The organism is Xanthobacter tagetidis, from assembly GCF_003667445.1.
GTDB classification, from domain to species: Bacteria; Pseudomonadota; Alphaproteobacteria; order Rhizobiales; family Xanthobacteraceae; genus Xanthobacter; species Xanthobacter tagetidis.
In genome coordinates this window covers 349,823-357,501 of the sequence record NZ_RCTF01000002.1, presented here as the reverse complement: position 1 = coordinate 357,501, position 7,679 = coordinate 349,823, and the positions used below count along the sequence as shown (strand labels likewise).

Genomic DNA, 7,679 nt, shown 5'->3' with positions numbered 1-7,679 from the left:
GCGCGGCGGGAGGGCGTGCGGCTCGGCCAGGCGCCCACGGGCACGGCGCGGGTGCAGATCGGCAAGCGCATCCTCTTTCCGCGGCCGCGCGGGCGCCTGCCCGATCAAATCTGATTCATTTTCGCCCGCGCGCGCTCTAAGTTCGGCGCCCCGCCCGCCTGCCTGCGCCGCCGCGCCCGCCAAGAAGGTCCGCCATGCCCCACTTCGCCTCCGACGGAATCGACATCGCCTTCATCGAGGAGGGCGCGGGCGATCCGGTGCTGCTCATCCACGGCTTCGGTTCCACCAAGGAGATCAACTGGGTCGGCCCGTCCTGGATGCGCACGCTGGTGGATGCCGGCTACCGGGCGATCGCGTTCGACCATCGCGGCCACGGCGCCTCCGGCAAGGTCTACGATCCCGCGCTCTACGACACCCGGCTGATGGCGGAGGACGCGAAGCGCCTGCTCGACCATCTCGGCATCTCCCGCGCCGACGTCATCGGCTATTCCATGGGCGCGCGGGTGGGGGCGCAGATGGCGCTGCATTTCCCGCAGGAAGTGCGATCGCTGGTGATGGGCGGCCTCGGCTATCACCTGGTGGAGGGGGTCGGCCTGCCGCAGTCCATCGCCGACGCCATGGAGGCGCCGAGCCTTGACGACGTCACGGACCCCATGGGGCGCATGTTCCGGTCCTTCGCCGATGCCAACAAGCAGGACCTGAAGGCACTCGCCGCCTGCATCCGCGGCTCGCGCCAGGTGCTGGAACCGGCGGAGGTGGCGCGCATCTACCAGCCGGTGCTGGTGGCGGTGGGCACGCGCGACAAGGTGGCGGGCGACGCCCACAAGCTCGCGGCATTGATGCCGGACGCGGTGGCGCTCGACATCCCCAACCGCGACCACAACCCCGCCGTGGGCGACAAGGTGTTCAAGCAAGGCGTGCTCGACTTCCTCGCGCGCCGCCCCTGAGGCGGCCACGGCGAGGGGCAGCGGCGAGGGGCAGCGGCTGGATCGCCCGGACGCGCCGGGCGATGACGGCGGGAGGCACGGCTGCGCCCGCCGCCTACCCCGCCTCCGCCGCTCCGAGCGCCGCATCCAGGATGTCCAGAGCCTCGGCGAAATCCCCATCCGAGATGGTCAACGGCGGGCACAGGGTCAGCACCTTGCCGCCGCCCACCTTGAAGGACAGTCCGCGCTCCAGCGCCCCGTACATTGCCCGGTCGGCGCGCGCCTCGGCGGCGAGGCCGCCCCATGCGCGCAGCTCGACGCCGAAGAAGGCGCCCATGCGCCGCACCGCGGCGATCTCCGGGCGGCGGGCGGCCATCGCCTCCAGCGCTGCGCTCCCCGCCTCGCCCAGCGCGCGGGCGCGGGCGATCAGGCCCTCTTCCTCGATCACGCGGATGGCGGCGAGCCCGGCGGCGCTGCCGAGCGGGCTCTTCTCGTGGGTGTAGTGGCCGAGCGCCAGATGCGGCGCCACGTCGAGGCCGTCGCGCACCACCAAAGCGGCCTGGGGCACGATGCCCCCGCCGAGCCCCTTGCCGAGCGCCACCATGTCCGGCACGCAGCCCATCTGCTCGAACACGTAGAACGAGCCGCAGCGCCCCAGCGCGGAGGGGATCTCGTCGAACACCAGGAGCGCGCCGTGACGGCTGCAGCTCGCGCGCACCTTGGCCCAGAAGCCGGGCGGCGGCGGCTCCACCGTGGTCCAGCGTACCGGCTCGGCGACCAGCGCCGCCACGTCGCCCTGAACCTCCAGCACGTAGTCGATATAGTCCGCGAGCCGGTCGGCCGCCTTGTCGTCGTCGCCGAAGAAGCGGCGCGCGAGGCCGGGCGGCGGCACGTGCTCGGTGCCTGGCAGCAGCGGGCCTACATCCTTGCGGAACAGCGCCTCCCCGCCCACCGAGATGGCGTCGAGATTGGCGCCGTGGAAGGCATCCCACATGGACAGCGTCTTGTGGCGGCCGGTGGCGATCCGGGCGAGCTTCAGCGCCACGCCGATGGCCGCCGCGCCCGAGGGCACGAGCAGCACCTTGCCGAACGGCGGGCCGGCGAGCTCAACCAGCTTCTCGGCGAACGCCACCGCCTCCGCGCAGGTGAAGCGGCGTGGGCAGAAGGGCAGCCGCTCCATCTGCGCGCGGAGCGCGGCGACCACGGCGGGATGGCCGTGGCCGAGCTGGTGCACGCTGTTGCCATGGAAATCGAGGATGCGCCGGCCGTCCGCCGTCAGGAGATGCGCCCCCTCGGCACCGACGATGGCATCGAGGCACGGCGTGGAGAGCGACTGGTGCAGGAACACGTCCGCGTCGCGCGCCAGCAGCGCGCGCGTCTCCGTCCCGTGGCGCGCATCCCAGGCGGCGCGCAAAGGCGAGGTGTTGACGTCCCCCTCGCTCGCGCCGCCCGCCGCGCCGTGGCTCAAGGCTGCTCGCCGCGCGCCAGCGCGCCCTCGATCTCGTCGAGAACCTCTTCGAGGTCGGCGACGCTGTCGATGACGAAATGGGCGCCCGAGCGCACCAGGGCGGCATAGGCGGCGTCGCGGCGCGCCTCGAACTCTTCCGGCGAGAGCGCTTCGGTCTCCGCGGGATCGAGGCCGAACAGGTTGCCGGTGAGCGCGATGCCCACGGTCCAGCAGCCGGCGTTCAGGCCCTCGGCGATGCCGACCTCGGTGTCGTCCACCTTCACCACGCGCGACGCCGGCCACACGCCGAGATCGATCAGGGTCTTGTAGAGCATCAGCGGCGTGGGCCGCCCGGCCGAGAGGTCGCCGGCGCACACCATGCTGTCGGGCGCATAGCCCTGCGCGGCGGCGAGCGGCAGGATCGGGGCCATGATCTCGCGGGTATAGCCGGTGGTGGAGCCGATCTTGAGGCCGGCGGCCTTCAGGCGCGCGACCACGCCGGCGACACCCTCGATGAGGCCGGCATAGTCGGCCGCCACCGCGACGTTCATGGGCACGAACACCTCGTAGACCTTGTCGATGTCGGCTTCGCCCGGCGCGGCGCCGTGCTTTTCCGTCCAGGCGGCGGCGACGCGCGGCAGCGCCATCAGAGCGGCGATGTGGTCGCGCTTCGCCATGCCCATGGGGCCGCGTGCCTCGGCGACCGAGAGGTCGATGCCGAACTGGGCGAACGCGCGCTGGAACACGCCCATGGGGGCCTTCGAGCCGTGGTCGATCATGGTGCCCGCCCAATCGAAGACGACGGCGGAAATGTTCTCGTAGGTCATGCTTTCACGCTCCGGAAAACTCTTCGAGCGTCTCCTCGGCGATGGCGAAGGCGGTGGACGCCCCGGTGCCGGAGGTGACGATGACAAGGCGGGTATCGGCGGCCGGCGCCTCCCGGACCATCAGGCGGTCGGGCAGCGAAGCATAGGTGCCGGCCCAGCGCTCCGCCACACGGGCGCCGGGAACGGCGAGCACCTGGTTCAGCTCGCCGAGGATGATGTCGTCCACCGCCTCGCGCGAGAAGGGCTGCGGTGAGAAGCCGTAATGGTGGCTGTCGCCGACGATCAGGCCGCTGTCCGCGCCCTGCACGGCGATCAGGTGGATGCCGTTCTCCAGCGCCTGCGGCTGCTCGGCCTGGAGCCGGGCGGCGAGCGCCGCGGCCTCCGGCAGTTCGGCATAGCCGAGATAGCGCACCAGCGAGAGGTCGCTCATGACCGCGCAGGGCAGGCGGAAGCCGTCCGGCGGCATCACCTTCAGCATGTGCAGCCGGCAGCGGGTGATGCCGAGCCGGGCGATCACGTCCGGATAGAGCGTGAGCAGATCGTCGCCGGGGCACACGACGATGTGGCGGGCGCGGATGTCGCCGTCGGTGGTGGCGACGAGACCGTCGCCCACCGCCTTGACCAGCGAGCGGCGGCGGAACGAGACGCCCTGCTCCTCCAACCAGGCGGCCAGCAGCGGCACCGCCTGCCGGCTCTCCACCCGCCGCTCGTGCGGGCTGTAGAGCGCGCCGGCGAAGGGGCGGTCCGCCAGCGCGGCGCCGTAGGAGCGCATGGCCTCTTCGGCGGTGAGCAGGTGGCAGTCCTCGCCCATCTCGGTGAGGCGGAAGGCCTCAAGCACCGCCATGGCCTCGGGCCGCTGGGCCACCACCAGGAGGCCTTCATGCTCGATGCGGATGCCGGCGTCGGGCGCGACCTCCTCCCAGATGTCGCGCGAACGCATGGCGCGGCGCCAGCATTCGCCGCGCTGCTGGCCGGTGACGGTGACGAAGCCGAAATTGCGCACCGAGGCGCCCACCGCCTCCGCCTCGCGGTCGATCACCACAACAGAAAGCCCGCGCCGGAGGCCCGACAGCGCGTGGGCGAGGCCGACGATGCCGGCGCCCACAACCGCAAGGTCGAACGTGGTGCTCATCGGATGCGCCAGGCCTGGGTGCGCGCAAGACCGCGCGAGAGGAGGGCATGCACCATACGCGCTCCGAGGTTGGTGTAGAAGATCAGCATGCACATGGCGGCGGCACCCTGGATCTGGCCGGCGTCGTCCATGTTCAGCGCCGCCACCGCCGCGAGCGTGGTGGACGGCGCGTAGAGGAAGACCACCGCCGAGACCGTGGTCATGGCGTTCACGAAATAATAGGCGGCGATGTCGAGCGCGGTGGGCAGGCACACCGGCAGCGTCACGCGGGTGAACACCCGCGTCACCGGCTGCTTGAGCGAGGCCGCCACCGCCTCGAACTCCTTGTCCATGGCCTTGAGGGCGGTCAGCGCGGTGAGGTGCGAGACCGTGTAGAAATGGGTGATGGAGGAGATCACCAGGATCGCCATGGTGCCGTAGACGACATTCAGCGGGTTCGCGCGGTCGTTGAAGAAGAAGATGTAGGCGAGGCCCAGCACCAGGCCCGGGATCGCCATGGGCATCATGGCGAGGAAGTGCAGGCCCGCGCGCGCGGCGGCGAACCCCCTGCCCTTCTCCACCAGATAGGCGCCGACGAACACCACCGCCGTGCCGATCACCGCGACGTAGAAGGCCATGCGCAGGGAGTTGAAATAGGATTCCCAGCCGCCGCCGTCGACGCCCTCGAACGCGAAATGGGCGAAGGAGAGCGTCAGGTTATAGGGCCAGAACTTCACCAGCGAGGCGTATTGCGCGACGCCCAGGACCAGCAGCAGGAGCCCGGCGACCACGCAGCAGAACAGGAAGGCGGAGGCATCGAGCGCACGGTTGCGCGACGGCGCGTAGGGCACGGCGCGGGCGGTGAGCAGCGCCACCTGCCTCGCCGTCACCAGGCGGTCGACGACGAAGGCGATCACCGCCGGCACCAAAAGGATCACCGAGACCACGGCGCCCATGGCGAAGTTCTGCTGGCCCACCACCTGCTTGTAGATGTCCACCGCGAGCACGTTGTAGTCGCCGCCCACCACCTTCGGCACGCCGAACTCGGTGATGGTGAGGGTGAACACCACGAAGGCGGCGGAGATGACGCCGTAGCGCGCGCCCGGCAGCGTCACGTTGAAGAAGGTGCGGGTCGGCGAGGTGCGCAGCGCCCGCGCCGCCTCGAACAGGCGCGCGTCGGAGATGGCGAGCGCGGTGGCGATGATGAGGAAGGCGTGGGGGAAGGTGAAGAACACGCAGCCCGCGACGATCCCCGGCGCGCCATAGATGGACGACCCCATCATCAGGCCCTTCAGCAGGCCCTGATTGCCGAACAGATAGACCAGCGACAGGCCGGCGAGCAGCGAGGGCACCAGGATCGGCACCATGGCGATGGTGCGGAACAGGCCCTTCAGCGGCATGCAGGTGCGCTGGAGCGCATAGGCGAAGCCGAAGGCGGCAAGGACCGTGATGAGCGTGGTGGAGAGCGACACCACGAGACTGTTGACGATGGAATTCGTCAGCGCGGGATTGCTGAAATAGGCGATGTAGTTGCCGAGCGAGCGGATGGTGCCCGCCCGCAGCACCAGCCGGCGCAGGTCGCGCGGCCCTGCCTCGACCCATTCGCCCGAAGCGGCGGCCTTCCCGCCCAGCTCCAGCACCCCGTCGGAGGCGCCGCCCGACAGTCGCATCCGCACCGCGCTGAGCGGCCGCTCCCCGAAGCGGGCATCGGGAAAGAGCTGCGCCGCCGTGAGGGAAGCCGAGCGCCGCGCCTGGTCCACCGGGTCGGCGAGCCCGAGGCGGGGCGCCGCCTCCTCCAGGGTCCCGAGGGAGAGGAAGCCCTGGCCGACGTCCACCTGAAGCTCCACCACACCATAGGCGAAGGCGCGCACCTCGGCGGACTTCCACAGCATGAAGCCGAGCGGCAGCGCGAGGCTGACCACCAGATAGGCGCCGATCATGAGCACGAAGGCCAGCATCAGCCGGTCGTCGCGCCCGGCCTTGGGGCGGATCAGCGGGGCGGACGGCGCGCCGAGGGCGAGGTCAGCCATGGACGGCGCCCGCAGCCGCGCCATGGGGGCGCAGCGCCTCGTAGACCCTCAGGCGATCGGTCGGCAGCACCACGTCGAGCCGGCGGCCCGGCACGATCTGGAGCGCCCGCGCGACCGACTGGGACAGCTGCGCCACCAGCGGCTTCGCCGGGAAGGCGGGATGCCGCAGGCTGGCGCGGACGTGGGAGCCGAGGAATTCCACCGCCGCCACCTCCACGGCGACGCGGTTCACGTGCTCCCATTCCGCATGGGCGTCGGCGCCGAGCACGCGCACGTCCTCCGGCCGGATCGCCACCACCACGCGCTCGCCCGCGGCGGCCGGCCGCGCCTGGCGGCGCAGCACCAGAGTGAGGTCGCCGACCATCACCTCGTCGGGATTGAGCATCACGCCCTCGACGAAGTTCATAGCGCCGATGAAGTCGGCCACGAACTGGCTCGCGGGGGCGTCGTAGATCTCCTGCGGCGTGCCCACCTGCTCCACCACGCCCATGTTCATGACCACGATGCGGTCGGCGATGGAGAGCGCCTCGTCCTGGTCGTGCGTGACCATGACCGTGGTGACGCCGAGCCGCGCCTGGAGCTGCTTCAGCTCCGCGCGCAGGTGGAGGCGCACCTTGGCGTCGAGCGCGGAAAGCGGCTCGTCCAGCAGGATCAGGCCCGGGCTCGGCGCCAGTGCGCGGGCGAGCGCCACGCGCTGCTGCTGGCCGCCGGAAATCTGGGAGGGATATTTGTGGCCGTGCGCAGAAAGGTCGATGAGGTGCAGCAGTTCGTCCACCCGCGCCGCGACGGCGGGGCGGCGCAGGCCGCGATTCTCAAGGCCGAAGGCGATGTTCTGGCGCACCGTCATGTTCGGGAACAGCGCGTAGGACTGGAACACAATGCCGAAGTCGCGCTCCTCCGGCGGCAGCGCCGAGATGTCCCGGCCGGCCTGGCGGATGGTGCCGGAATTCTGGATGTCGAGGCCGGCGATGGCGCGCAGCAGCGTGGTCTTGCCGCAGCCGGACGGCCCGAGGAAGCACACGAACTCGCCTTCCCTGACGTCGAGCGAGACGTTCTTCAGCGCCGTGAAGTCGCCGAAGCGCTTGGAAACGTCGGCGACGGCCAGATAGGTGGGGCGCGGCGCCGAGGCGGCGAGGCCGCGGGCGATGGCGTCGCCCGGATCGCCGGCGGCGGAGCCCGGCAGATGCGACGCAAGGCCCGAAAGGTCAACGGTATGCTGGCTCATGGCTGCCTCCTGCCCCCCGGCTCCGACGCCTCCGCAGGGCGGCCGCACGTTGCCGCCCGCCAACGCAGCGGAACCGGACCCTGGGCACGCCCGAGATCCGGCCCCGTCGTCGG

Annotated in this window: 6 protein-coding genes; 1 reads left to right on the top strand and 5 read right to left on the bottom strand. The window is 71.1% G+C overall.

Annotated elements, in window-relative coordinates; translation table 11 throughout:
- The first annotated feature begins 194 nt into the window (after nucleotides 1-194).
- The gene (locus D9R14_RS04415) at nucleotides 195-947 is read left to right on the top strand and encodes an alpha/beta fold hydrolase (protein ID WP_121622085.1); all 753 of its coding nucleotides are present in this window, start codon (nucleotides 195-197) and stop codon (nucleotides 945-947) included.
- Nucleotides 948-1,041: 94 nt separating this feature from the next.
- Here the strand turns inward: D9R14_RS04415 and pbfA are convergent, their stop codons facing one another.
- Genes pbfA through D9R14_RS04390 form a run of 5 tightly spaced genes read right to left on the bottom strand, consistent with a single transcriptional unit; the run spans nucleotide 1,042 to nucleotide 7,566 of the window.
- Complete coding sequence (gene pbfA, locus D9R14_RS04410; RefSeq protein WP_121622084.1) at nucleotides 1,042-2,394, bottom strand: (R)-1-hydroxy-2-aminoethylphosphonate ammonia-lyase; 1,353 nt, start codon at nucleotides 2,392-2,394, stop codon at nucleotides 1,042-1,044.
- Nucleotides 2,391-3,200, bottom strand: coding sequence for a phosphonoacetaldehyde hydrolase (gene phnX / locus D9R14_RS04405; RefSeq protein ID WP_121622083.1), 810 nt, complete (start codon nucleotides 3,198-3,200; stop codon nucleotides 2,391-2,393). Before phnX ends, pbfA begins: the two co-directional genes overlap by 4 nt.
- A 4-nt stretch (nucleotides 3,201-3,204) precedes the next feature.
- A complete protein-coding gene (locus tag D9R14_RS04400) occupies nucleotides 3,205-4,332 on the bottom strand; it encodes a TIGR03364 family FAD-dependent oxidoreductase (protein WP_121622082.1) in 1,128 nt (375 codons plus the stop codon).
- Complete coding sequence (locus D9R14_RS04395) at nucleotides 4,329-6,341, bottom strand: putative 2-aminoethylphosphonate ABC transporter permease subunit (RefSeq protein ID WP_121622119.1); 2,013 nt, start codon at nucleotides 6,339-6,341, stop codon at nucleotides 4,329-4,331. Before D9R14_RS04395 ends, D9R14_RS04400 begins: the two co-directional genes overlap by 4 nt.
- Entirely contained in the window at nucleotides 6,334-7,566 is a 1,233-nt protein-coding gene (locus tag D9R14_RS04390; protein WP_121622081.1) for a putative 2-aminoethylphosphonate ABC transporter ATP-binding protein, read from the bottom strand. Before D9R14_RS04390 ends, D9R14_RS04395 begins: the two co-directional genes overlap by 8 nt.
- Nucleotides 7,567-7,679: the final 113 nt, after the last annotated feature.